The 22,122-nt window shown below is 45.5% G+C and carries 26 protein-coding genes and 1 pseudogene; 7 read left to right on the top strand and 20 right to left on the bottom strand.

Annotated elements, in window-relative coordinates; all coding sequences use genetic code 11:
- Window positions 1–136 precede the first annotated feature (136 nt).
- The 7 genes from QUA78_RS02775 to QUA78_RS02745 all read right to left on the bottom strand — a co-directional run bounded on the left by QUA78_RS02775 (window position 137) and on the right by QUA78_RS02745 (window position 3,929).
- Window positions 137–538: a fasciclin domain-containing protein gene (locus QUA78_RS02775; protein ID WP_333300506.1), complete on the bottom strand. Its 402-nt coding sequence runs from the start codon at window positions 536–538 to the stop codon at window positions 137–139.
- 356 nt (window positions 539–894) lie between these two features.
- Complete coding sequence (locus QUA78_RS02770) at window positions 895–1,284, bottom strand: hypothetical protein (RefSeq protein ID WP_333300508.1); 390 nt, start codon at window positions 1,282–1,284, stop codon at window positions 895–897.
- A 1-nt stretch (window position 1,285) separates the two neighbouring features.
- Complete coding sequence (locus QUA78_RS02765) at window positions 1,286–1,648, bottom strand: hypothetical protein (protein WP_333300510.1); 363 nt, start codon at window positions 1,646–1,648, stop codon at window positions 1,286–1,288.
- A gap of 128 nt (window positions 1,649–1,776) precedes the next feature.
- Window positions 1,777–2,166, bottom strand: a complete 390-nt coding sequence (locus tag QUA78_RS02760; protein ID WP_333300511.1) for a hypothetical protein — start codon at window positions 2,164–2,166, stop codon at window positions 1,777–1,779.
- Window positions 2,159–2,521: a hypothetical protein gene (locus tag QUA78_RS02755; RefSeq protein WP_333300513.1), complete on the bottom strand. Its 363-nt coding sequence runs from the start codon at window positions 2,519–2,521 to the stop codon at window positions 2,159–2,161. Before QUA78_RS02755 ends, QUA78_RS02760 begins: the two co-directional genes overlap by 8 nt.
- 266 nt (window positions 2,522–2,787) lie before the next feature.
- Window positions 2,788–3,234: an Hsp20/alpha crystallin family protein gene (locus tag QUA78_RS02750; RefSeq protein WP_333300517.1), complete on the bottom strand. Its 447-nt coding sequence runs from the start codon at window positions 3,232–3,234 to the stop codon at window positions 2,788–2,790.
- A gap of 407 nt (window positions 3,235–3,641) precedes the next feature.
- Entirely contained in the window at window positions 3,642–3,929 is a 288-nt protein-coding gene (locus QUA78_RS02745; protein ID WP_333300519.1) for a hypothetical protein, read from the bottom strand.
- 186 nt (window positions 3,930–4,115) lie between these two features.
- Here QUA78_RS02745 and QUA78_RS02740 point away from each other — a divergent pair, with 186 nt between their 5' ends.
- The 5 genes from QUA78_RS02740 (at window position 4,116) to plsY (ending at window position 8,902) form a co-directional block, all read left to right on the top strand.
- A complete protein-coding gene (locus QUA78_RS02740; protein WP_333300520.1) occupies window positions 4,116–4,910 on the top strand; it encodes an MlaE family lipid ABC transporter permease subunit in 795 nt (264 codons plus the stop codon).
- Between the two features lie 53 nt (window positions 4,911–4,963).
- Entirely contained in the window at window positions 4,964–5,356 is a 393-nt protein-coding gene (locus QUA78_RS02735) for a DUF3119 family protein (RefSeq protein WP_333300522.1), read from the top strand.
- 59 nt (window positions 5,357–5,415) lie between these two features.
- A complete protein-coding gene (locus QUA78_RS02730; protein WP_333300524.1) occupies window positions 5,416–6,747 on the top strand; it encodes a DUF3086 domain-containing protein in 1,332 nt (443 codons plus the stop codon).
- Between the two features lie 224 nt (window positions 6,748–6,971).
- The gene (locus tag QUA78_RS02725) at window positions 6,972–8,165 is read left to right on the top strand and encodes an RNA-guided endonuclease TnpB family protein (protein WP_333300525.1); all 1,194 of its coding nucleotides are present in this window, start codon (window positions 6,972–6,974) and stop codon (window positions 8,163–8,165) included.
- Between the two features lie 41 nt (window positions 8,166–8,206).
- Entirely contained in the window at window positions 8,207–8,902 is a 696-nt protein-coding gene (gene plsY, locus QUA78_RS02720; RefSeq protein WP_333300527.1) for a glycerol-3-phosphate 1-O-acyltransferase PlsY, read from the top strand.
- Between the two features lie 7 nt (window positions 8,903–8,909).
- Here plsY and QUA78_RS02715 read toward each other — a convergent pair.
- From QUA78_RS02715 to der, 9 genes and pseudogenes are all read right to left on the bottom strand, one after another.
- Window positions 8,910–9,478 (bottom strand): annotated as a pseudogene (locus QUA78_RS02715) (Uma2 family endonuclease).
- Between the two features lie 50 nt (window positions 9,479–9,528).
- Window positions 9,529–10,374 (bottom strand): pyrroline-5-carboxylate reductase, encoded by an 846-nt coding sequence (gene proC, locus QUA78_RS02710; protein WP_333300528.1) that lies wholly within the window; start codon window positions 10,372–10,374, stop codon window positions 9,529–9,531.
- 213 nt (window positions 10,375–10,587) lie between these two features.
- Complete coding sequence (locus QUA78_RS02705) at window positions 10,588–11,205, bottom strand: cell division protein SepF (RefSeq protein ID WP_333191520.1); 618 nt, start codon at window positions 11,203–11,205, stop codon at window positions 10,588–10,590.
- 117 nt (window positions 11,206–11,322) lie between these two features.
- Window positions 11,323–11,988 carry a YggS family pyridoxal phosphate-dependent enzyme gene (locus QUA78_RS02700; RefSeq protein WP_333300530.1) on the bottom strand — a complete coding sequence of 222 codons (666 nt, stop codon included), beginning with the start codon at window positions 11,986–11,988 and terminating at the stop codon, window positions 11,323–11,325.
- Window positions 11,989–12,060: 72 nt separating this feature from the next.
- Window positions 12,061–12,330, bottom strand: a complete 270-nt coding sequence (gene pipX / locus QUA78_RS02695) for a transcriptional coactivator PipX (protein WP_333103883.1) — start codon at window positions 12,328–12,330, stop codon at window positions 12,061–12,063.
- 42 nt (window positions 12,331–12,372) lie between these two features.
- Window positions 12,373–12,831 (bottom strand): holo-ACP synthase, encoded by a 459-nt coding sequence (gene acpS, locus QUA78_RS02690; protein ID WP_333300532.1) that lies wholly within the window; start codon window positions 12,829–12,831, stop codon window positions 12,373–12,375.
- 176 nt (window positions 12,832–13,007) lie between these two features.
- Window positions 13,008–14,003: an energy-coupling factor transporter transmembrane protein EcfT gene (locus tag QUA78_RS02685; protein ID WP_333300534.1), complete on the bottom strand. Its 996-nt coding sequence runs from the start codon at window positions 14,001–14,003 to the stop codon at window positions 13,008–13,010.
- Between the two features lie 216 nt (window positions 14,004–14,219).
- Window positions 14,220–14,591 carry a four helix bundle protein gene (locus tag QUA78_RS02680; RefSeq protein WP_333300535.1) on the bottom strand — a complete coding sequence of 124 codons (372 nt, stop codon included), beginning with the start codon at window positions 14,589–14,591 and terminating at the stop codon, window positions 14,220–14,222.
- A gap of 106 nt (window positions 14,592–14,697) precedes the next feature.
- Complete coding sequence (gene der, locus QUA78_RS02675; RefSeq protein ID WP_333300537.1) at window positions 14,698–16,059, bottom strand: ribosome biogenesis GTPase Der; 1,362 nt, start codon at window positions 16,057–16,059, stop codon at window positions 14,698–14,700.
- A 389-nt stretch (window positions 16,060–16,448) separates the two neighbouring features.
- Between der and QUA78_RS02670 the strand changes: the two genes are divergently transcribed.
- On the top strand, window positions 16,449–16,991 hold the full coding sequence (locus tag QUA78_RS02670; protein ID WP_333300538.1) for an acireductone dioxygenase: 543 nt from the start codon (window positions 16,449–16,451) through the stop codon (window positions 16,989–16,991).
- Window positions 16,992–17,105: 114 nt separating this feature from the next.
- Here the strand turns inward: QUA78_RS02670 and QUA78_RS02665 are convergent, their stop codons facing one another.
- From QUA78_RS02665 to QUA78_RS02650, 4 genes are all read right to left on the bottom strand, one after another.
- Window positions 17,106–17,924 (bottom strand): hypothetical protein, encoded by an 819-nt coding sequence (locus tag QUA78_RS02665; protein WP_333300540.1) that lies wholly within the window; start codon window positions 17,922–17,924, stop codon window positions 17,106–17,108.
- A 199-nt stretch (window positions 17,925–18,123) separates the two neighbouring features.
- Entirely contained in the window at window positions 18,124–18,597 is a 474-nt protein-coding gene (locus QUA78_RS02660) for a DUF732 domain-containing protein (RefSeq protein ID WP_333300542.1), read from the bottom strand.
- Between the two features lie 204 nt (window positions 18,598–18,801).
- On the bottom strand, window positions 18,802–19,416 hold the full coding sequence (locus tag QUA78_RS02655) for a cupin domain-containing protein (protein ID WP_333398566.1): 615 nt from the start codon (window positions 19,414–19,416) through the stop codon (window positions 18,802–18,804).
- 150 nt (window positions 19,417–19,566) lie between these two features.
- Complete coding sequence (locus tag QUA78_RS02650) at window positions 19,567–20,136, bottom strand: sigma-70 family RNA polymerase sigma factor (protein WP_333300545.1); 570 nt, start codon at window positions 20,134–20,136, stop codon at window positions 19,567–19,569.
- A gap of 764 nt (window positions 20,137–20,900) precedes the next feature.
- Here QUA78_RS02650 and QUA78_RS02645 point away from each other — a divergent pair.
- Entirely contained in the window at window positions 20,901–22,115 is a 1,215-nt protein-coding gene (locus QUA78_RS02645; protein WP_333300546.1) for a DUF4331 domain-containing protein, read from the top strand.
- The last annotated feature ends 7 nt before the right edge of the window (window positions 22,116–22,122 follow it).

Raw genomic sequence — 22,122 nt, 5'->3', positions numbered from 1 at the left:
CACACCCAAAGACAGATGCAAGCTACCGACTTCCGTGGTCAAAATCAAAAAACTTTAGACCAAAGTTCAAACCCTCAAATTAATCTGTAGAGTCAATCAAAAATCGAAAATCGAAAATCATCGATGGACGGTGAAACTACCCCATTAAAATCACGTTATCTATCACATGGATGACGCCGTTATCAGCTTCGATATCCGCAGCGACAACTGTAGCATTTTTCACCTCAAAACCGTCTAAACAATCAATTTTAATCGGCGAACCTTCTAAGGAAGTAACAAAACCGAGTTTTGCCAAATCAGCTTTCATAAACTTGCCCGAGACGACGTGAAACATCAAAATCCTAGTCAGTTGGGGAACGTTCTGCACTAGGGTTGTGACAGTTCCCGGCGGCAATTTCGCAAAAGCATCGTCAGTGGGTGCAAACACAGTAAAAGGGCCCGGACTTTTGAGCGCGTCTACTAAATTAGCTACTTGCACGGCTGTTACGAGGGTTTGGAACGAACCCGCGCCTACGGCAATATCAACAATATCAGGCATTGTGTTTTACCTCATCTGGGAAAAAAGTTCTATTAAGTATCGTAAACTGAGGCGGGCAACAATACCTACTGTCTTTTTTGAAAAATTGGTAATTCTTTTGTAGTGAGGACTTCAATCCTCAGATTTTTGATGATGAGGACTTCAGTCCTCACTACAAACCTAATAATATAGGACTTACATATTACATATGGGGGCCCAGAAACCGCGTTTTTTACGAAAAGACGCGTTAAAACCCGCAGATTAGGTAAAAAACCCTGTTTCTAGGAGTCGGAGTGCGCAAGTCCTCTAATAGTTATTTTACCAGATATAATATTACTAACCGCTTGGCAATTTAACGGCGCGGTGCTTTTAAATTGCTACAAGACTGCGGGCGATTGTGATACCAAAACCTCTGTTTCTAAATCTGCTACTTCAGCATTTAATTTTTCTCCCTTGTGAATGCTAAAACTGCCGTACAAAATTGAAATTTCAAAAATATCCGTATGAATTAAAGCTGCTTTCCGGTGCGCGTTTTCACCCAAATGAAAACCAATCAAATCAGCTAATGGTTCTTTTACTTCCTCTTCATCATGCACCTCCCACATAATTTCTCGGCAGTCTTGAAAAACTAATGAGTAAGGCAATTGATCGCCTGTAGGATCGTAGATACATTCCAGTAATACTTCATTCCCCCACAAAGACACATTGACATTTTTCACTAGGGATGTAAGTCCACCTAAATTAAGCAAGTTGTAGTCATCAGGCATATTAATTACTCACTTTTTCTCCAGTAATGTGCGTATCAGGAATCTGATTGCCAAATTCATCGCGTGTTTGGAGTACGCTACCATCTTTGTCAAGACGCAAACCCCAGTTTATTCTTCTACCATCTGAGCCATATCGCGGTGCTGGCAGGCGAACAACTTCACTATTAGTGCGGATTATGACTTTTGACCTGTCAGAAAATTTGTATTCAACATAATTTCCTGAAGAACTTTTTACCTTAGCACCCAGTCCGCGCAAGAAGTCATCGACTTCTTGGCGAGTCATCCCGGTTAAGTCTCCAAACTCAGATGCAATTCCATTTCCTCCAACTCCCTGACTCGGCACGCAAGTCTCCTCATCAAGCATTGCTGATTAGAGTTTAGCACATTACCTTGTGCAAGTAGCTACGCAATACGCTTGTGATACCAAAACCTCTGTTTATCAACTCATTCCCACTTCTTTAATCTCAAATCTAAAAGCTCAAATCGAAATTACTACAAGACTGCTTGCCCTTGTGATACCAAAACCTCTGTTTCTAAATCTTCAGAATTTAATTTTTCTCCCTTGTGAATGCTAAAACTGCCGTACAAAATAGAAATTTCAAAAATGTCTGTAGTAATCACCGCAGGCTTGCGGTGTTCGGTATCGCCCAAAGAAATTCCGAAGAATTCAGCTTCCAGTTCGCCAACTGCCTCTTCATCGTGTACAGTCCAACTGATATCGCGACAGTCTTTGAATGCCAGCATATAAGGCAATCTTTCTTCTGGATTGTAGACGCATTCAATTAATACTTCGTTTCCCCATAAAGATACGTTGACTTTTGTGATTAAAGATGTAAAACCACCCAATCCAAGCAAGTTATAGTCATCCTTCCAATCACTCATTTAATTTTTCTCCCGTATTGTGAGTACCTGGAATTAAATTCCCAAATTCGTCTCTCGTCAGCAATAAATTACCATCTCTATCGAGACGCAAACCTTTGTTGATATTTCTTCCATCTGAGCCATATTTCGGTGCAGGCGTTCTAATCACTTCACCGTTAGGACGGATCATTACTGTTGACTTATCAAAAAATTTATATGCAACATAACCATCTATAGTAGTTCTGATTTCTGCACCCAATCCGCGCAAAAAATCATCGACTTCTTGGCGAGTCATCTCGGTTAAGTCTCCAAACTCAGATGCAATTCCATTTCCTCCCACTCCCTGGCTCGGCACGCAAGTCTCCTCACCAACCATTGCTTATTGGAGTTTAGCACGGTTGAAGAATCGGAACAAGGAAGTTCGGCAACGGATTCGCTTTCTGAGGATGTAACGGATGGATGGATGGAAGAAGGAAGAAGGAAGAAGGAAGAAGGAAAAAGGAAGGATCATTCCTCAAACTCGCAATACCCAATGCTTTTCGGCCCAATTATCAATTCCCAATGACCAATAATCAATTTCCAAAACAAATAGGGGGTGCCTTGCGCCCCCCCTACTAATTAACTAACTAAAGTAGCAAAGAATTATTGACCGCCGATTTGCACTTTCACTACGCGGTTCTTTTCGGCTTCCGCTTTAGGCAAAGTCAGGTTTAAAACTCCATTTTTGTACTCAGCTTCTACGCTGTCATTTTGAACCCGTGCGGGTAGGGGAATCACCCGGCGGAACGAACCGTAACGGAACTCAGAGCGAGTCATGCCTTTATCTTCACTCTTAGTTTCCAGACGGCGTTCGCCGCTAATAGCAACAGCTTCTGCGGTTACTTGTACGTCCAAATCCTTAGCTTCCATGCCCGGAACTTCTAATTTAAGGTGGATGGCTTCGGGAGTTTCATCGAGTTCGGCGGCGGGTACAAAAGCAACACCGTTAGATGCGCGATCGGTTGCCGGCGTCAAGCTATCAAACAACCGATTCATTTCTCGCTGCAAGGAGTCCATTTCCCGCAAAGGTTCCCAACGAATAAGTGCCATAACTAATACCTCGAATCTCTTAAGTTTTTAGAGGTTGAGAAACACTTGACTCAACCTGTATTTAATATATTCCAGCTCCCGAAACTGGGGGATTCGGTTTTCCGAAAAAAGGGCGATCGCATTTCCGAACATTTGCGATCAATAATGTTGAGTCAGTCGATTTGAGGTTGAAGATTTGAGATTTGAGATTTGAGATTGACTCCACAGATGAATCTGGAAGTTTGAACCTTAGTCTAAAATTTTTAGCTCGCCACCACTCCTGTCTGCTACCAAGTATCCGTTTTTCGGCGAAGTCATTGCAGGTAGCGCTATTCGATCGCACCGCAACGCAACAATTTGAGATTTTAGATTTAATTTAGAATTCCAAACCTAAAATCTCAAATCCCACATATAAAATCGAAACAAAATTAACCCCACCGCGAATGCTGATAAGAAGCGTAGGTATCAAACAAAGCACCCACCAAACTAAAAGTTAAGCCGATGACGAAAAAACCCTGGAGGGGACAGCCGCTGCCGAAAGTAGTTAAGAACTGCAAAATCAGCTCTTCTCCAGAACGACCAACTCCTTGGAGAGCAGGCACGAGGCCGAGCAGCGAAAAGCTAGTCAATCCCGCGCCGATTAACACTAAGGGGGCGACAAAGCTCAACAGGCTGGTCAGCAGTACAGAACGAAGAAAATTGGGGAAAATGCTCATAAGAGTCAGTAAATTCAGCTAAACTGCCGAACGGTGCAAGCAAACAAAACTTGTCCTTTTCTACAATAGGCAGCGATCGCCCTCAGTGGCCAGTTCTGTCAGAAATCTTAAATGTTATAGAAAAAACTTGTTTAAGATTTGTAGATAGATTTCATTTTTGGCAGTTGTTCTATACTCGAAATCCCCTTGAGCACCACTAAATCTTCGAGCCTCAGTTTGTGGAGTCAGCGGTTGCTGGCAGCAATTTTATTGGGCGGCCAAGTCATGCTGCACTTGCTGAAGGGCAAAATTCACCGCCGCAACACCCTCGACCAAATGGCAGCAGTCGGCCCGGAATCTCTGCTGATTGCTTTGCTGACTGCGGGTTTTGTCGGCATGGTATTTACTATTCAGGTAGCGAGGGAATTTATTAACCTCGGGGCCGGCAATGTCGTCGGTGGCGTTTTGGCTTTGTCTTTGACTCGCGAACTCGGCCCCGTCTTAACAGCCGTGATCGTTACGGGACGGGTAGGTTCGGCTTTTGCGGCGGAAATCGGCACGATGCAGGTAACAGAGCAGATAGATGCCCTGCTCATGCTCAGAACAGACCCGATCGACTATTTAGTAATTCCCCGCGTCCTTGCTTGCTGCTTGATGCTGCCAATTTTAACCATCATGTGTCTCGTCACCGGCATCCTCGGCGGACTGCTAATTGCTACGACGATGTACGGCATTTCTCAAAGCGTGTTTTTAGAATCAGTCCGCAATTTCCTAAGTCTGTGGGATATTTGCAGCGCGGCAATTAAGGCTTTTGTATTCGGTGGTTTGATTGCTGTAATCGGCACTAGCTGGGGTTTGACCACCACTGGCGGGGCAAAAGGCGTCGGTCAATCTACTACTACGGCGGTGGTGACGGCTTTGCTGGCTATTTTTATTGTGAACTTTTTCCTGACTTGGCTGATGTTTCAGGGGACGGGCTCTAGCGTACTCAAAGGCTTGTAAGCTAGGAAACGGTAAAATATAAAGTATTGACAAAATTCGTTTAACTTAAACCCGTGAATAGCACTGCCTCTTCGACTGCGCCGACAAGTACGATCGAACTCGCTCCGAGTTATGCGCTTCCCCTAGTTTTGGTACTGGCCGCCGTACCGCTGCTGTTCGTGCAGAAGTGGGCGAGTTTGTCGGTTTCGCTGTTCGGCTTGTTTCTGATGTACCAAGCCGCCACCCTCCGGCTGCAATTTACCCCAACCGATTTGGACATTTATCGATCGTCCAACTTAATCCGCCGCTTTCCTTACCGAGAATGGCAAAATTGGCGGATATTGTGGCCCGCTGTGCCGATTTGGTTTTACTTCAAAGAAATTAACAGCATTCACTCTTTCCCGATTCTATTCGATCGTAAAATGCTACAGACCTGCTTAGAACAGCGCTGTCCCCGTCAAGACTAAAAAAGTTGTTAATTTTAAATTTTTAACTTTTCCGTGCCCTACGCCGAACTAAATTTCCCATGAATTCAGACGAATCTCCAACTCAAGAACCGCAAGCACAACCAGCCGCCCCAACCGCTGACGGCGAAGTCAATTTACCCGTGAATCAGACGGAGTACCAACTTCCATCTCAAACACCGGATTTGTCGATCGAGCTTCAGGAGTCCGCCGCCCAACTCCCGGGCGAAACAGACCCGCCACTGGGCGAGGCAGATGCCGAAATCGCCGAATTCGTGAACGAAGCAGGCGGACTCGCCCAAATCGGGCCCAATACCGACGATCGCGAATCAGAAAGTCCCATCGCTCAAATCGATCCTCCAAGCGACTCCCCGCCAACAGCAAGCGCAGACACGGTAACGCGCATCTCGGAAAATGTTACCGAACAGTTGGCAGAGAGAGTCAAAGAATTGCAGCAGCAAGAACAAAACTTGACTGAAAGAATTGCCGCCTTGGAAGCCGACAAAGCCAAGGCCTTAGAAGCGTTGGGCGAGGCTCAAGCATCGATCGGGCGTTTGGTACAAGACGGCTTGATTCAATTAGATCACCGCAAACAAACGTTACAAATCGAAGTAGAAAAACTCGAACGCCGGCGCGATCGAATTCAAAAGGAAATGCGAACCACTTTTGCCGGCGTCTCCCAAGATTTAGCAATTCGAGTCCAGGGTTTCAAAGACTATCTAGTAGGCAGTTTGCAGGATTTGGCCGCTACCGCCGAACTCTTAGATTTGACCCCGCCGGTGCAAGAGACACCCAAGCAAATTCCTGCTGAGGAGTCTCAATCCTCAGCACCGATAAATCCCAGATTTTCCGAACAGGGATTTCAAGAACAAGCCAAACAAATTCGCCGCACCCTCGATCAATACCGCACTCTCCCGGACTACTACGGCCCCCCTTGGCAACTCCGCCGCACTTTTGAACCCATCCACGCGGAACGAGTTTCTAACTGGTTTTTCACCCAAGGAGGAAGGGGTGCTTTGCGGACTATGGGTTCGCGCTTGCAAAATATCTTGATTACTTCGACAATTATTTCTGTACTCAGAAGCGTCTACGGCGGACGGGTGCGGACTTTGGTGCTCGCCAACAGTCCCGAACGCTTGGGAGAGTGGCGCCGGGGTTTGCAGGACTGTTTGGGCATTACTCGCAGCGATTTTGGCCCGGAAAGGGGGATTATTATGTTTGAGTCTGCGGAAGCTTTGGCTCAAAAAGCCGATCGACTGGTGAAAGATGGCAAATTGCCGCTAATTGTCATTGATGAAACTGAGGATTTAATTAGTTTGTCAATGCTGCAATTTCCGCTGTGGTTAGCCTTTGCTTCTGACCCGCAAACTTTGACAACTGCTAAGGATTTTTGATTGGGTAATTGGTAATTGGTAATTGGTAATCGGTAATTGGTAATTGGTAATTGGTAATTGCTAATTATGCTAGGGGAAAGGTTGCAAATTTTAACCTAAATGTCGCTATCCATCCCCATCCGTCTACAGGGTGGGGATGGATAGCGACCAAAAAAACAAACCGCGAAGCAACATTATTTTTTTAGTCTGTGCTATAATATTATCACTATTGTGTAAATCCGATAATGTACAAAGCTTACAAGTTTAGGATATATCCAACCAATGAGCAGCAAATAGCTTTAGCCAAAGCTTTTGGCTGTTGCCGCTGGTTTTGGAATTATTCTTTGAACTTGTGCCAAGAAACATATCTCACAACAGGGAAAGGTTTGTCTAGAGGAGCTATTCAAGGTTTATTGCCAAGTCTCAAGAAAGAGTATTCTTGGCTAACTGATGCCTACTCTCAATGCTTACAATATGTCGCACTGAACTTATCAACAGCTTACAAAAACTTTTTTGAAAAACGAACAGGTTTCCCCAGATTCAAATCTAAGTATGGTAAACAGTCGATTAGTTACCCATCTAACGTCAAACTTGATGGAGATCATCTCAAAATCCCTGGAAAAGTAGGCTTAATTTATTGCAAACAGGATAGAAAGTTTGACGGACAAATCAAAACTGTTACCGTTTCACTTAACCCGGATGGCAAATATTATGCTTCGGTTTTAGTAGATGATGGTAGAGAGCTTGCTCAACTTTCTACTGAAGGAAAAGCAATAGGTATTGATTTAGGTTTGACTCATTTTTGCATTACTAGCAATGGTAGTAAATTTGATAATCCGCGTCATACAACAAAATATGCTCGCAATCTTAAAAAGAAACAACAAAGTCTAGCTCGCAAACAGAAGAGTAGTAAAAATAGATATAAAGCAAAAAGTAAGGTATCCAAAGTCCATTCAAAAATTAGACGAGTTCGAGAAGATTTTTTACACAAACTATCCCGCAAGATAGTCAACGAAAACCAAGTTATTGCCGTAGAAAATCTGAATGTGAAAGGTATGGTACGCAATCACAACTTAGCGAAAGCAATATCAGATTGTGGTTGGGGTCAATTTTGTACGATGCTCAAGTATAAGTCTGAGTGGTCAGGCAAAACTTATATTGAAGTAGATAGGTTTTTTGCTTCTTCTAAAACTTGTAGCGTTTGCCTCAATCGAGTTGATAGCTTGTCATTAGATATTAGAGATTGGACTTGCAGTCAGTGCAATACACATCACGATCGCGATGTCAATGCAGCTATCAACATCAGAAATGAAGCCTTGCGGATATTGGACTTAGGAACTAGGTCTACAGCCAATGGAGGGAATGTAAGACAACCGGGCAAGACTTCGGTTTTGTTAGATGCAGTTCCCTGTGAAGTTGGAAACCCCATCCCTCTATAGGGTGGGGTAGTTCATAAGTACACGAAATCTCAAATAAAAAAATGGCTAGCTGGATAATTTTAAATGGCGCACTGTTAATAGCAGCTTATCTGCTGGGATCGATTCCGACTGGGTACGCCTTGGGGAAATGGATGCTGGGAATTGATATTCGAGAGGTTGGTTCGGGTTCGACGGGTGCGACTAACGTACTGAGGACTTTGGGGAAGTGGCCGGGGTTGGGGGTTTTGTTGGTGGACGTGTTGAAGGGGGTAAGTGCGATCGTCCTAATCCGCTACATTTACGCGCTCGATTTTACCCACCAGCTAGCAACCGCCGCAGGTTTAGAAAATACTGCAACAGTCATCCCTTGGATGACAACATTAGCAGGTTTGTTTGCTGTTTTAGGTCACAGCAAATCAATCTGGCTGGGGTTTACCGGCGGTAAATCTGTGGCTACGAGTTTGGGAGTTTTACTCGGTTTGTACTGGCCAGTTGGTTTGGCAACTTTCGGAATTTTTGGAATAGTGTTTGCGGTGTCGCGAATTGTTTCTTTAAGCTCGATTATCGGAGCAATTAGCGTTGCTGGATTGATGTTTGTTTTACATCAGCCGCTAGCTTATGTATTGTTTGGAATTGCGGGCGGTGTGTTTGTAATTGTGCGGCACCGGAGCAATATTCAGCGTTTGTTGAATGGTACGGAACCGAGGATTGGAGAGAAATTGGAAACAGCAACTAGCGATCGATCTGAAACTGCCTGACACCTTTTCAATTAGTTCCCATAACGGGTCCTAGTTCCAACACAAATCCGGGCAAAACATCTTCCCCTGACAGCGTAACAGGGGACTGCTTTCTATTTCTCGATCGATCCTATAAATCTCCACACTCCGCGTTTGCGGGTCAATCAACCACGCCAAACAAACACCATTTTCCCGATACTCCTGCATTTTATCTCGCGTTTCTCTGATAGAATCAGTGGGCGATTCCCTTCGGGATAGCTTCGCTTCACGCAATTCCACTACAAAATCAGGGCACAGTGGCGGAAATTTCCTTTTTTGTTCGGGAGTAAAAGCTTCCCATCTTTCGCGTTTTACCCAAGAAGCATCGGGAGAACGACTAGCAGCGTTTGGGAGTCTAAAACAGGTGGAAGAGTCAAAAGCAATTCCTAGATTCGGATGTTGGCGACTCCAAGCTTGCAATTGATAGGATAAATCCATATTGCGGTTTCCAGTTTCTCCTCCCGTTGGTGGAACCATCAGCAGTTCTCCTTTGGCATTCCGTTCAAATTTATAATCGGGGTGATGTTGGCACAGTTCGTAAAACTGATCGTCGGTCAACTCGACCCACGGACTTAAATCTAATTTTCAAGTCAGCATGGCACTAACACCTATTTACCCAATTCTTGAGAACGCAAATAAGCCGCTTTCACTGCTTCGATCAGCGCAGAACGAAAGCCGCTACTCTCTAATTTAGCAATACCTGCAATAGTTGTGCCGCCGGGACTCGTAACTCGATCTTTCAATTCTGCCGGGTGCATTCCCGTTTCTTGCAATAGCTTCGCCGTACCGAATACTGTTTGCAAAGCTAATTGAGAGGCGATCGCCCTTGGCAGTCCTGCACAAACTCCGCCATCTGTCAAGGCCTCAATCAAAATTGCGACATAACCGGGCCCGGAACCCGAAAGCCCCGTCACCGCATCCAGCATACTCTCAGGTACTTCTACCACTTCTCCCACGGCCTGAAAGATGCGCTTTACCAATTCTAACTCAGCCGGTTGAACAAGTTTCCCCGGAGCGATCGCGCTCATTCCTGCTCCTACCGTGGCCGGAGTATTCGGCATCACCCGCAGCACTCCCCGCCCGGGAAAAGCTGGTTCTAGCTTGCTGAGCGGCACTCCTGCCAAAATCGACACTACCACCGCTTCAGGCTGCGAATTAGCCGTTTCTCCATTATTTCCCTGTTTGCGATCGGCCGCCACCGCTAACTCCAAAGCTACGGTATCAAAAACTTGCGGTTTAATCGCCAAAAACAGCACTTCTGTAGCGGCAGCAACTTCTAGATTGCTGGCTGTTGTTCCAATCCCGTAGGTTTCCGTCAAAAATTGGCGCCGTTGAAGTTGTGGCTCGCTCACCAATATTTCAGAAGGCAAATAAACTTTTTGTGCAATTAAGCGGGATAAGAGAGCTTCTCCCATTACCCCGCCGCCGATAGTACCAAATTTTATGTTAGTCATTAGTCAGTTGTCACTTGTCACTTGTCACTTTTGAGTTATCAGTTGTCAGTTGTCAGTTGTCAGTTGTCATTGGTTACTTAGTTGTTAGCTAATGTTATTAATCCGCAGTGTTTATTCCACAGTTATTAGTTGTTAACTATTGACTACTGACTACTAACTACTGACTACTAACTACTGACTACTGACCACTGCCAACTGACTACTAACTAATAACTACTGAGCCATTGGAGCTTGTTCTGCCGGCCAGACTGTAGGTGCAGGAGCAGCAGGGCGGGGCCGTCCTTGGGCTGGAGGCACTTCGTGAACCACACCAGACTGAGTTCTCACCTGCACGCAGCTAGGCGTAAACAAGAAAATACTTTCGCCAATGCGCTCTTGATGACCGTCAAGGGCATAAGTACCGCCCGCCACAAAGTCCACAGCTCTTTGCGCTTGGTCTGGGTCCATCACCGTCAGGTTCAAAACCACAGACTTCCGTTCCTTAAGGGCTCGAATTGCCGCAGGCATCTCTTCAAAAGTGCGCGGCTCCATGACTACTACTTCAGAAATCCCGTTCATAGCTCCAGGCATTCCAATCACGTTATTCATTACTGACCCTACTCCCCCGGTTGGTGCAACGACATCCATACCTGTCGATCCTACTACTGACCGCTCCCGCATTCTACGATTTTGACGACGTTCTTCTTCTGCTGCTGCGACGGCAGCGGGGTTCGGTTCAGGCGCTTGGTAGAAGTTCTGATAGCGCTCTCCTTCCGTTTCGTCGTACACGTCATCGTACTCAGGCTCATTGTTGATGCCTACAAAATCTCGCAGTTTAGAAAAAATATTCATGATTCACGCTCCTTCACGACTTTGCTGCCCCGACTATACTCGCGTTGCGCGTTAGTCGCGGGTGGCTGACTACTCTATATTTAACCTAAATTGTCTTTATCAGAAGATTTCAATTATTTATCCCCTCCTAGAGCCAAATAAGGTTTGTCCTAGCCGTACCATAGTAGCACCTGCTTGAATTGCCAAATGATAATCTCCCGACATCCCCATCGAGAGCTGCTGCATTTTTATGCAGGGCAAATTTTGCTGCTGGATTTTGTCAGCAAGTTCGCGGGTGCTGTTAAATAATTCTAGGATTTGCGACTCATTTAACCCCTGTGGGGGTATTGTCATCAAACCTTGAATTTTGATATGCTGACAGTTGTTAAGTTCTGGAAGGTCGGCAAGCAGTTCTGCAACGCTCCAGCCGTATTTGTCCGGGTCGGGCAACATTTTGACTTGCAGGCAGACTTGGGGAGAGCAGGACTGTTCGCCCGCCAAGCGCGAAAGTCGCTGAGCGAGTTTTAAATTGTCGAGAGAGTGAATCCACTGGAAATGCTCTAGGGCTTTGGCGGCTTTGTTGGCTTGCAAGTGGCCGATCAAGTGCCAGTTGATATCAGGTAAATCTTGCAGTTGGCTTTGTTTTTCGGCAGTCTCTTGAACCTTACTCTCGCCAAAATCCCGGATACCGGCGTCGTATGCTTCGCGGATAGCATCAGTCGGTACCTGTTTGGTAACGGCAATTAACCGCACTGATGCGGGCAAGTGTTGGCGAATGCTGTTAATTCGAGAGGCAATGGTCATGGTTGCTCAACGCTGGGAACTGGAGGGAAGGAAAATTAAGAGAGTTACCAATTACCAAATTACTGATTTTCGTTATTGAAAAGTGCGCTGGTGAATAATCTGCAATTGGTCGTACTCCTGATATTGACCGCTGCGACGCAGGGTTCGCAGGCGAATTTCGACCATGAGGCGAGCGTCGGAGCGACTGATTGGTTCAAATCTCAGCCCACCAGGGCCGTTTGTCACCAAAAAAAACAGGCGCTGGGCGTATAGGGTGGTAAATAATTCTTGGCTGTCTTCAACCTGGGATACCCTGAAGAGGAGGCCAAAGTTTGGATGATTCAGGTAAGTTTCGGTAGTCATTCACGCTCACAATCGATCAATTTTAGATTAAAGATTTAGATTTTAGATTTTAGTTTCGCTCGATCGCTCGACGGCGTTGTTTGAGGGCGGGGTACAAAGGGCGATCGCCGTAGCCATAGAATAGTCTCCGTCATGGCTGAGGCTCAATTGCCACTGGCAATTTCCCCAAACAGAGGCTCGTGCTGCTGCGTTTCCGTGCAGTTGCACATTGGGAGCACCGTTTTCGGAGCGCCGAATTTCCACATCTGCATACCGTATTCCCCGCCATCCCGTGCCTAGAGCTTTGACAACAGCTTCTTTTGCTGCCCAGCGCCCCGCTAGTTGGTTGCAGGAAACTCGATTCATTTTACCTTTAATGCTGCTGTGTTGAGAATTTACTTGCCCGCAGTCCCTTTGTTCGGCGGGCGTGTAAACTTTTTCGAGAAAGCGATCGCCAAAGCGGTCTAATGCAGCTTGAATGCGCGGAACATATACGATATCTGTCCCAAGATAGATGTTCAAGGTCTTGGATCTCTAAATATTTGTCTCCATTACTTTAGCAGGACTGTCACGTACCAGACAAAATTTACTCAAATGTAGGCCCGTGCTCCAAACCACGAGCTTCATCAGTCATTCCCACTTCTTCAATCTCAAATTTAATCAATCAATCTAAAATCTAAAATCTAAAATCTAAAATCTCAACTGTCCCAACCCCAAACGAAGCGGGCGCTCCAAAGGACGATCAAGCACCCGAGGGCGATCCAGTCTCGGATTTTCAATTGCAACTGATGCCATTCTACACGGTGTCGATCGGGACTGGTGAAGCCGCGAACTTTCATGGCGCTGGCAATTTGTTCGGCTCGCAGGAGCAAGTTTTCTAACAGCCGCTCGGCTATCATCAACCACACTTGAGCGGCGCGGCGAAATCCGAGTTTTTTCCAGTTTATCGCTCGGGTTCTGACCGATCGCACTAAATTTTGTATTTCTTCCAATACTAGGGGAATGAACCGCAAAGATAGGGTTAATGTTAGCGCTATTTCGGTGACCGGCCAGTGCAAGCGGCGCAGGGGCTGCATTAAGTTTTCAATGGCGGCGGTGATTTCTTCGCTGGCTGTGGTGAGGAGGTAGAGGTTGGTGCTGTAAATTACTGTGAAAAATAGGGTGCTGACGTTGATAGCTAAATCTAGGGATTTGCGGGTGATTTTAATCGGGCCTTGTTTGAATAAAACGTAACGGTAGTTTGTGGGTTGGGGGAGTTGATTTGAGATTTGGGATTTCGGATTTGGGATTGGGGGGTTTGAGCCTAAATTAAAAGTTTTGTACCAGGGTTTTGGCTGGGGCGGGGGTGGAAGAGTTGCGGGCTGTTGGGAAAAGGTGAATTCGTCGGCGGGGATGCGGGGCTGGTGTTCTGATGGGAGTGCGTCGGGGGCGATCGCGCTCAGGCAAAATACTAAAATGCAGAATAGCAGCAGCAGTCCCATTTGCTGTTTCCACACCCGCAAGGGGATTGCTGCTGTTAGTGTCAGTACGATTAACATTCCTACTAGCATCAACCGCCAGATCGGATTGGCGAGTATTGGCGCGATCAGAAATGTCATCAACCAAGCTAGTTTTACGCGGGAGTCTAGCCGGTGAAGCCAGGTTATTGGTTGTTCTAGGTAGAGTCCGATGGGGAGCGATCGAAGTAAGTCCATCTTGGGATTTTAGATTTTAGATTTTAGATTTTAGATTGTTTGATTTTTAGATTGTTTGATTGGGGATTTTTAGATTGTTTGATTGGGGATTGCTCGATCGGGGATTTTTAGATTGTTTGATTGGGGATTGCTCGATCGGGGATTTTTAGATTGTTTGATTTATGGTTGGGATTGTTTGATTTAGCTTGGCAATTTTTGTGGGATTTGAGACTTTTTTTATTTGCGATTTGCTGTTGGGTTTTTAGCAATTAAAGTTTTGATAGAGGCAAGTGTCATCGCTAAAATTTCATTTGTTTCTGACATGATACTCCTCAAATTCTCGACATCTACTAATTTAGCTTCAACTATCAACTCCATCCAGTACAAACATTCATCCGCTTCTTCTTCAACTATTCTAAGTTTGGCAATTAAGTCTGCTGTCGATCTAGCGCGACAAGCTGCTCGATAGTTAGCCCCTACAGAAGTTCCTGAACGAATTAACTGCTTGCCAATTACCTCAGAAACGGTATTTTTTGGCAGTGAACTTACTAGCTTAATAACTCTTAATGCTAGAGCCTTCGTTCTTTGTTTAAACTCTTGTTCGTTCATCCGATATTTAGATTTTAGATGAAAAAAATTGCGGTAATTGGCAAGGAATTATATCATCTAACCGCCTTTTTTATTCAATCTAAAATCTAAAATCTAAAATCTAAAATTACTTGACCCGCAGTGCTCTGTTTGTTGTGCTGATTTCTGTGGCACGAACTTTTTTGCCTCTCCAAAGCAGCCGCATTGGTGTACCGGTAAAGCCGAGGTGTTTGCGAAATTGGCTTTCCATGTAACGGCGGTAATTTTCGGTAAAGCGTTTGGGATCGTTGACAAACAGCGCAATTGTCGGTGGCTGCGATCGCACTTGAGTACCGTAATAGATTTTGCCTTGTTTCCCTTGGCGGGTAACTGGGGCTGAGTGCCAGCTTGTGGCTTCTTCTATGACTTCGTTAATGACGGCGGTAGTGACGCGGCGTTTGTGTTCGTCGGAGGCTTTGTCTACTAATTCAATGATTTTTTCAACTCGCTGCCCACTCATGGCGCTAACAAAAATCATTTCTGCCCAGTCTAGGAAATAAAGTCGGGTTCTTACTTCTCTTTCGTACTCGTAGATGGTGTCGGAGTCTTTTTCTACGGCGTCCCATTTGTTGACGACTATGATGCAGGCTCGACCTTCTTGGCTGATGCGATCGGCTAATTTTTGGTCTTGATCCGTAACGCCGTCAATTGCGTCAATTACTAACAGTATGACGTTGGCGCGGCGGATGGCTTTGAAAGCGCGGTTGATCCCGAAAAATTCTGCGCCGTATTCGACGTTTTTCTTTTTGCGAATTCCGGCTGTGTCGATCAGGCGGTAGGTTTTACCGTTGCGTTCTACTAAGGTGTCGATCGCGTCGCGGGTAGTGCCGGAAATCGGGCTGACTATGGCGCGGTTTTCTCCGAGAAATGCGTTTAACAAACTCGATTTGCCGACGTTGGGACGACCGATAATTGCTACTTTAATTTCCTCTACTTCCGGGAGTGCTTCCGTGGGAAGGTGAGTAATTAATTTGTCGAGCAATTCGCCGGTGCCGTTGCCGTGAATGCCTGAAATAGGGTAAGGTTCTCCGAGTCCCAATTGCCAAAAGTCTGCTGCTTGGGTGAGTCCTGTATTTTCCGATTCGCACTTGTTGACGGCGAGAATGACGGGAACTTTTTGCAGCCGCAGCCAAGATGCGATCGATTCGTCGCCGCCGGTGAGGCCGGTTTGTCCGTCTACTACGAAAATGGCTGCGCTGGCTTCTGCGAGGGCTGCCATTGCTTGTTCGCGAATTAAAGGCAGAAATTCTGTTTCGTCGTCGAATACTAGCCCGCCGGTGTCTACGACTTGATATTCCCGATCGCCCCAGTATGCTGGTCTGTAAGTGCGATCGCGCGTGATTCCCGGTTCGTCGTGGACGATCGCGTCTTGGGTGTTGGCTAAACGGTTGACGATCGTCGATTTGCCTACATTGGGGCGTCCAATAATAGCAACTATAGGTAGAGGCATAAAAGTAGCAGCAATTAGGCTGCGCCGTAATTTTGAGGTTTAGCCTTCTATTGTAAGCTAATCTGACGATAATTTTATAGATTCAGCCTGTGTTTCTGTATTCTCGTACTGCAGGCGGTGTTCTGCCGATCGCCCCTTTGAATATCCAACCATAAAAAATAAGCAGAGCCTATGGATCTGCATTACCCGCCAGATTCTGAGAACTAGAAATAAAACTTAAAAAACCTCACAAATCATCTCATGTCTGGTAATTCTTTGATGATTGTGAAGGTAGATATCGGATTTTAGCGATCGGCTATTATTGAAAATAAGCAGGAGTTTAGTCTGTAACCATATATGGAAACAGGAAACTAAATTATCCTCCAATATAAATAAGTAGGTAGGGTACGATGGCTGTTCTGCAACTAGAAGACGGTACGACATACAGCGATATCCGGGCGATCGCGAGCCAACTGGCTATTTTAAATATTGAGATCGATCGTCTGCCAACGAACGAAAGTCCTGCGGTTCGAGAACTGCTAGTCCAAGACATCCTCAATGTAACAGAAAAACAGCAGATCCTCGCCGCATTTAATAGCGAGTTTGAACTGTTCAAACGTGCAGACGGATGTCAGTGGTGCGACTTAAAAGTGCTGCAACCGGGTTCGCCGCAGATTTACGCGCTGATGACTCAAAGCAATCGCACTCACACCCACACAGATCCAGAAGTTCTTCACATTTTAGCTGGGGAATGTGTTTTTGGATTCGTGTATTCTAACGGCTCTCAGGTACAATTAATGTTGCAAACAGAAGAATACATTAAAGTGCCTGCCAATACCGAACATTGGTTTTATCTCACTCCGTCGCTGTACTTGAAAGCCGTGCAGTATTACACCACTGCTCAAGGGTGGGTTCCTCAGTATACTAACAGGAAACTCAAAATTAAAAACTAAATGATATAGAGGACACGGCAGTGCCGTGTCCCTACAATTGATCGCGGTAGGGACACGGCAGTGCCGTGTCCTCCGTTTATATCATTCCGATGCTAACGGAATTGATATTACCCATTAAATGCTATCTAATTCAGCGGGTGCGGCAATTTCAATTTCTTCGCAGCGCTGCAAAAGCGCTTCTATTTCCTGAGCTAAAAAAATTACTTCCGGCCAAGAAGAACCGTTAATTAAATCTTGAGCGTGAGCTAATTTGTTTCTCAAGGCTTCTGCTGATTTTAAAAAACGCTCTCCGTATCGTTTGGATTTGAGCCCCAGCCGATCGACTATTTCAGCAGAAGTCAGGATTAAATCTCGCTTGTCGCAGAATTGCAGGTAATCGATTAAGTCAATTGCTTCATTTCGCGATCGCCCCAATTCCCAAAGGTGTTTTGCCGCTACGATGCGATCGCCCTTAAGCAATTTCTGCCAAGAATCTTGGGGAAAGTAGATGCGCACGATTCGCAATAAATTCATTTCCAAAAGCGTCACCAACCCAAACAGCAGCATCCGCACCGGTGCTTTTTGCAAATCGCCGCAGGTAACAATTCCGTTGATCCTGTTGCTTTCCAATACAAATAATCTCGGTTTTTCTCGCAGCAGCGGCAGCAATTCCATTAAAGGAGTGGCCGCGGCGATTAATTGTGAGGGGTGAAAAATTTGCTGGTAGTCGCTGCACTTGCCTTTACCTAAACGCGATCGTTCTACATAGCCGCAAACCGTGCCGTTTTCTTCGATACCGAGCACGTCAAAATCGCGGGCCTCCATCCACGATCGCAATTTGGCTGCATCTTCGCAAGCTGGGACAGCTTTCAGCGGTTCCGCGAGATATTTAACTGTAATGCTGTCTTTGAATAAATCCCGCAAGTCGGCGGAACTTGATTTTAAATGTTTCATCTCATGTCTGGTAATTTCATCGATCGTTGCGCGACAAGAGGACAATTAATATTGTAACTGCAAGTAGAGACGCGGCATTACCGTGGGAGAATCTCAGTTTTGTAAAAAGCGTTTTTTAGGAGTGCGAACGTCCCCCTTGCACTCCTGTAAAATCCAAACTGAGATGCTTCCTTACCGTGTCTCTACAGATTTCATGATATTACTTACTGGCTAATTCCGGGCAATAATGGTTGGCGGCAAGGGTGGTAATAATATCCGCATCGGCAAGAAAACTTTCTTTGGCAGTTGGATTTTCGATACTCGCAGCTTGCCCGATCGCTCTTAATTTAAACTCCGGCATAGAAACTCCCGATTTTGCTTCCGCACACATTCTTTTAGCTGCCGCAATTTTTTGACCAGGGGCCCTTTGGATTGCTTGCAGTAAATTGTCCGTTGCTTCTGGAGAGTAGCTTTTTGCTAAGCGTTTGTAGTCTTCGAGAAATTTCCCATCGTTTCCTGTCAGCTTAATGTCTGATTCTTGAGGCGAACACAACAAATTTAAGTTAATTACTTCTCCCACTGAATTGACCAGAAAACATCCTTCGCGTTCTTGGGCGATCGCGCTTTTGTCGCTGGGAACCAATTGTATAATAAGGGCGGAAAAAACAGCAGTTAAACGCGAGTATTTTAGCATTGGAATTACGTGATATATTTGGGATTTTAACCGCAGAATGCGGAGCCGTAGGGTGTTAGGGAGTCAGAGCGTGTCCGGAAAATTCACCGAAATACTTGTAAAGGCTGGTTTCACCAACACTCTATAATTACGATTCAAAACCGACATAAACCAGCCCTAACTAAGCGAAAAGCAATCATTGCAGGAAATTTAACCGACATAATATCAGACGAGCATTTCGTTGTCTATGGAAGTTTTCATTAACAGCATACATCCCCCTTGTGTTAGCGAGGAATGTATGGAACCGGGAAGAGAGCGAATGTAGTCGCCTGGATGGCAAATTTCCCCTTCTACAATTAAGTCTCCTTCTAATACAAATACTTCCTCCGATGCAGCGTGTCGGTGCAGGGGAAATGTTACTCCAGGTTCTAGTCGCATCAAGCAGGTAATTTCGCGCTTTTTTTTGTCAATATAAAGCTTGCCCAACGAGACTCCCGGAACTCCATAAGATTTCCATTTTACATCATTCGATCGCACGATTAAAGATGGAGTATTGTTCTCTGTTGGGGAGGTAACAATTGGCTTGATATTGACTGATGCTAGCTGAGTTTGTGGCAGTTCGGCTATGCGCTGGAACAGGCGGTTTTTGAGGTCGGGGGCGACGGGAACTGGGGGGGCTGTGTAGGCGATCGCGGCAATTGTTGCTTCAAAAGCCGCTAATTCACTTGTAAGTTCTGCGGACTCTTTCAATTTTTCTGCAAATGCGCCGCGTTCTGACTCGTCGAGGGTCTCGAGAGCTTGAAGGGCTGCAAGGATTTTATACTCCTCGTCTGGCATCATTTCCATCTGTTTTCCGCCATTAATTGTAATTCAGCCTAAGTTGATTTTAATTTTGAGATTGGTCTGCTGCCCTCGCACTCAAGATGGATGATTGGAGATGCCAGAATTTTAGATTGATGTTAAAAAACTTAAATTTTGTTTTTTGACACTCTAAAAAAAATGTTCGCTCAAAGCTTGACGCAATTTGGAAATACCCAACCGAATTCTGGTTTTGATTGTACCTGTCGGGATACCAGTTTTAGCTGCGATCGCCGCGCAAGTCAGCCCTTGGTAGTAGGCGAGTTCGATCGCCTCTTGCTGTTCCTTTGGCAGTTTTTCTAAGGCCGCTTTGACTTGTTCGCTGCGTTCTTTAAACATTGCATCTTCCATCGGTTCTGCAACGCTAGAGATGGGTATTTTAGCATCTTCCAGACAAGCTTCAGCCGCCCGGACTGTTCGCTGCATCGCTCGGAGCCGATCGAGGGAACGGCTGCGGGTAAGCATGAACAACCAGGTATCTGCTCGACTGCGAGAAGGATCGTAAGTTGCTGCTTTTTGCCAAATTTGGGAAAAAACATCGATTACCACTTCTTCAGCTTCTTCTACCGAACCCAGAATTTTGTAAGCGAGAGCGTAACTGGGACGACCGTAGCGATCGTAAAGTTTAGCTAATGCCGTTTGGTCTTTCCGGGCAATCTGCACTAAAAGCAGCGATTCATCGCCTGACTTCTGGCCTGTCATTTCAGTGTACCCAAAATTTTTGTTTTGACGGCACAGATCCAAAATTAACAATTCGGCGTATATCACTACAGAACATAATTATAAGTTTGAAGTTGGGGGTACAAGCTGGAGTATGCCTTTTCAGGCTAATTTTGTCGTGCTTTGAATTGTAAAAATCCCAAGTCATCTTGAATTTTACCACCTGATTAGTAATTTTTTTGACACTTAACAATCCGCTTTACGCAGAACGAAGAAAAGCGCTGAGCCTGAACAGTCAATCGATTTTAGATTTTAGATTTTAGATTAAAGAATTGAAGCATTGACCCCACGGATAAATTCGGGGGCTCCTTTATCGGATACACGTTTTTTATTTCTGGACGGATGAATCCGGGGGCTTGTATCCTGGATGCTTTCGGTCAAAACAGCGCCCTTCACTCGTTCCTAAGCTCTGTTCGCTAGCTCCCAAGAAGAGCCTGAGAACCCATATAAGCGATGCTCTGGCTCCACTGGATCGAGGGAGGATCTGTCTCCTAGGAGGAATTCCCAAGCATAGTTCGGGCACGAGTAAATCCTGAATAACACCCTTTTTCACATAAATTAATCTTGAAGCACAGATCCAAAATTGCCAAACCTTCGTATACCACCAATAGGAGAAGGCTCAGCAATAGCGCAAAAGCCCGACAGGTTGACAGATTTCAACCTGTTGCTGCAAAAGTAAAACCCGCGAATGCGGGTTATTTACCATTGATTTGTGCAAAAATTTCATTGAAATAAAGGTGCTAACTGTGAAGCTCACAAAAAAAATTCGCCGAACCATACTAGCTATTGAAGTAGCTTTAATTGCTCTATTAACTCCAGGGATAATTGTCGCTTCCGACCACGACGACGGCGAAGTAGATATCAAAGGTCGCGCGGTCAATTTAACTGACCTGTATGTATATCGCGAAAAAGACCAAAACTCCGGTGCTGCGGACGGGGATTTAGTATTTACCATGAATTCAAATCCCAGGTCTGTAGCCCGTTATCAATATTATTTCAGCACTACAGCCCTCTACCAATTTCACATCACGCAGGTAGGTGACGTGAATTCTACACCTACTGGACGCTCGGATATTATCTTGCGGTTTGCCTTCAGTCCGCCTAACAATACAGGTATGCAAGCAGTAGCTGTAACTGTTGTTCGCGGCGGCTCGGAGACAACTACTAAGACTACAGTTAACGGCGGGCTAATTGCCACAACTCCGCTGAATTCTAATGCTGTTTTGAATACAGTACCTGTGGGCGGTTCTAACTTAACTGTATTTGCCGGTTTACGCGAAGACCCGTTTTTCTTCGATGTAGAACAATTTTTCCGAGTCCGCGCTGGGGCTTTGGGAACGGGGCCGAAAGTAGGTTTCAAGCAACCCAATCAAGCGATCGACTTTACTAAAGGTTACAACGTCAATACAATTGCCGTGCGCGTTCCGAAAGCGTTTTTGCAAGCAGGAACTGGGGCGAATACTTTTGATGTTTGGTCAACAGTTTCGATTCGCGATGGAGTTGGCGGTTTCAAACAATTCGAGCGATTGGCTAGACCTGCAATTAATGAAGGTTTGATAGTTACTCCCGCTTATCTGGAGGCATTTAATAATATTGCTCCGAAATTGGATTTGAGCGGTGCTGCTGCTCCGGTGCGGCAGGAAGCTGTTGCTACTCTGAATGCTGTCGATATTTTGGACGGCAAGGATAACGTCGATCCAAATGCGATCGCCGGAGCTTTCTTACCCGATGTCATGCGGATCGATACCACAAAAACCAGCGGCTACGCTAGTGCTACAAATACTCAAGGAAGCTTGATCGGAGGTCGTTTGCTTATGGACGACGTTATTGATATCACTCTGGGAGCTTTGGTGGGTTCTCCGGTTGGCGATAACGTTTCTTATAACGGAACTCCCGGAAATCCGGCTCAGGGACACAAACCTTTAGAACCGAATTTTCCTTATTTGGCTTTGCCTAATTAGTCATTAG

The organism is Microcoleus sp. K4-B3 (assembly GCF_036704615.1).
Classification (GTDB): Bacteria; Cyanobacteriota; Cyanobacteriia; order Cyanobacteriales; family Microcoleaceae; genus Microcoleus.
Note: the sequence above shows the minus strand (reverse complement) of the source record. Positions and strands in the feature narration are given on the sequence as shown.

What these genes read in the sequence shown, in the direction of transcription:
- QUA78_RS02775 (WP_333300506.1), bottom strand. Translation starts at nt 538, where the DNA reads ATGCCTGATATTGTTGATATTGCCGTAGGCGCGGGTTCGTTCCAAACC.
- QUA78_RS02770 (WP_333300508.1), bottom strand. Translation starts at nt 1,284, where the DNA reads ATGCCTGATGACTACAACTTGCTTAATTTAGGTGGACTTACATCCCTA.
- QUA78_RS02765 (WP_333300510.1), bottom strand. Translation starts at nt 1,648, where the DNA reads ATGCTTGATGAGGAGACTTGCGTGCCGAGTCAGGGAGTTGGAGGAAAT.
- QUA78_RS02760 (WP_333300511.1), bottom strand. Translation starts at nt 2,166, where the DNA reads ATGAGTGATTGGAAGGATGACTATAACTTGCTTGGATTGGGTGGTTTT.
- QUA78_RS02755 (WP_333300513.1), bottom strand. Translation starts at nt 2,521, where the DNA reads ATGGTTGGTGAGGAGACTTGCGTGCCGAGCCAGGGAGTGGGAGGAAAT.
- QUA78_RS02750 (WP_333300517.1), bottom strand. Translation starts at nt 3,234, where the DNA reads ATGGCACTTATTCGTTGGGAACCTTTGCGGGAAATGGACTCCTTGCAG.
- QUA78_RS02745 (WP_333300519.1), bottom strand. Translation starts at nt 3,929, where the DNA reads ATGAGCATTTTCCCCAATTTTCTTCGTTCTGTACTGCTGACCAGCCTG.
- QUA78_RS02730 (WP_333300524.1), top strand. Translation starts at nt 5,416, where the DNA reads ATGAATTCAGACGAATCTCCAACTCAAGAACCGCAAGCACAACCAGCC.
- QUA78_RS02725 (WP_333300525.1), top strand. Translation starts at nt 6,972, where the DNA reads ATGTACAAAGCTTACAAGTTTAGGATATATCCAACCAATGAGCAGCAA.
- plsY (WP_333300527.1), top strand. Translation starts at nt 8,207, where the DNA reads ATGGCTAGCTGGATAATTTTAAATGGCGCACTGTTAATAGCAGCTTAT.
- proC (WP_333300528.1), bottom strand. Translation starts at nt 10,374, where the DNA reads ATGACTAACATAAAATTTGGTACTATCGGCGGCGGGGTAATGGGAGAA.
- QUA78_RS02705 (WP_333191520.1), bottom strand. Translation starts at nt 11,205, where the DNA reads ATGAATATTTTTTCTAAACTGCGAGATTTTGTAGGCATCAACAATGAG.
- QUA78_RS02700 (WP_333300530.1), bottom strand. Translation starts at nt 11,988, where the DNA reads ATGACCATTGCCTCTCGAATTAACAGCATTCGCCAACACTTGCCCGCA.
- pipX (WP_333103883.1), bottom strand. Translation starts at nt 12,330, where the DNA reads ATGACTACCGAAACTTACCTGAATCATCCAAACTTTGGCCTCCTCTTC.
- QUA78_RS02685 (WP_333300534.1), bottom strand. Translation starts at nt 14,003, where the DNA reads ATGGACTTACTTCGATCGCTCCCCATCGGACTCTACCTAGAACAACCA.
- QUA78_RS02680 (WP_333300535.1), bottom strand. Translation starts at nt 14,591, where the DNA reads ATGAACGAACAAGAGTTTAAACAAAGAACGAAGGCTCTAGCATTAAGA.
- der (WP_333300537.1), bottom strand. Translation starts at nt 16,059, where the DNA reads ATGCCTCTACCTATAGTTGCTATTATTGGACGCCCCAATGTAGGCAAA.
- QUA78_RS02670 (WP_333300538.1), top strand. Translation starts at nt 16,449, where the DNA reads ATGGCTGTTCTGCAACTAGAAGACGGTACGACATACAGCGATATCCGG.
- QUA78_RS02665 (WP_333300540.1), bottom strand. Translation starts at nt 17,924, where the DNA reads ATGAAACATTTAAAATCAAGTTCCGCCGACTTGCGGGATTTATTCAAA.
- QUA78_RS02660 (WP_333300542.1), bottom strand. Translation starts at nt 18,597, where the DNA reads ATGCTAAAATACTCGCGTTTAACTGCTGTTTTTTCCGCCCTTATTATA.
- QUA78_RS02655 (WP_333398566.1), bottom strand. Translation starts at nt 19,416, where the DNA reads ATGATGCCAGACGAGGAGTATAAAATCCTTGCAGCCCTTCAAGCTCTC.
- QUA78_RS02650 (WP_333300545.1), bottom strand. Translation starts at nt 20,136, where the DNA reads ATGACAGGCCAGAAGTCAGGCGATGAATCGCTGCTTTTAGTGCAGATT.